General features: G+C 36.7%; 1 protein-coding gene. It reads left to right on the forward strand.

Annotated elements, in window-relative coordinates; genetic code table 11:
• On the forward strand, positions 1-1,249 hold a 1,249-nt coding region (locus tag PX636_RS09455), incomplete at both ends, for an AMP-binding protein (RefSeq protein WP_288116902.1).

The raw sequence follows: 1,249 nt of genomic DNA on the forward strand, positions 1-1,249 counted from the left end.
AAGTTTGGCAGTTGTTAGATGAACCTATTATTATCACAAATCAATCCCGTCAGCAAGAGATAAAATATTTAGAACAATGGTTGCCTAATCAACCCTTAAGCTTGAGTTTTATTGAAGAATTAAAAACTCATTCTCCCCATCAGCCTCCTATTGGTCAACCGGATGATATCGCGTTCTTTAATCTAACATCAGGCAGTACAGGAATACCGAAATGTATTTCATTAACCCATAAAAATGTGATCTCTCGTGCGCGAGGAACAAACATCATTTGTGAACATCAAAACGACGATATTATTCTTAATTGGCTTCCTTTTGATCATATTGGAAGTATTTCCGACTGGAATATTCGCTGTGTCGAGTTAGGATGCCAAATGGTTTATGTTCAAACTGAATATATATTAGGTCGTCCTTTGAATTGGTTAGATTTAATTGATCAATATCGAATTAGCCATAGTTGGGCTCCTAATTTTGCCTATAATTTGATCAATGAAGCTTTAAAAAAAGAACCGGATCAAAATTGGAATTTAGATTGTGTCAAATTCTTTTTGGCAGCGGGTGAAGCCGTTTCTGGTCAAGCAGTTGGAGAATTTATTAACACCCTTCATCTTCAATATAATCTGAAAAAAACGGCGATGCGTCCTGCTTTTGGGATGGCAGAAATGGGGTCAGGAATTACCTATTATCAGCCGACGGATCAACAGCCATTACTCTTTCATACGGTTGATAAATCCTCATTAAATTCTTCCTTAAAACGAGTCCATCCTGAACATCCCAATGGTGCAACCTTTACGGATTTAGGATTACCCATCCCGGGAATATCCATTAGAATTGTTAATGCTGATAATTCCCTATTACCAGAAGAAACCATTGGTCATTTACAAGTTAAAGGAGATGCAGTTTCACCCGGGTATTATAAAAACCCAGAAGCGAATCAAGACGCTTTCTTAAAAGATGGCTGGTTTAAGACAGGAGATTTAGCATTTATTAGTAACGGTCATTTAGTTATTACTGGAAGAAGTAAAGAAACCATTATTATTAATGGAGTAAATTATTATAGCCATGAAATTGAAACTGTAGTGGAAACTATTGAAGAAGTAGAAGTGTCCTACACCGCCGCTTGTGCTGTTTATGATCCTAGGAATAGTACCGATCAATTAGCTTTATTTTTTAGTGCAGAAACCTTTGACCACCAGCATCTAGCGGAACTTCTGAAAAAGATTAGACGAAAAGTAATTAACAGTTTTGGGGT

Origin of the sequence: Microcystis sp. M53598_WE2, assembly GCF_030067735.1 — a bacterium.
Classification (GTDB): domain Bacteria; phylum Cyanobacteriota; class Cyanobacteriia; order Cyanobacteriales; family Microcystaceae; genus Microcystis; species Microcystis aeruginosa.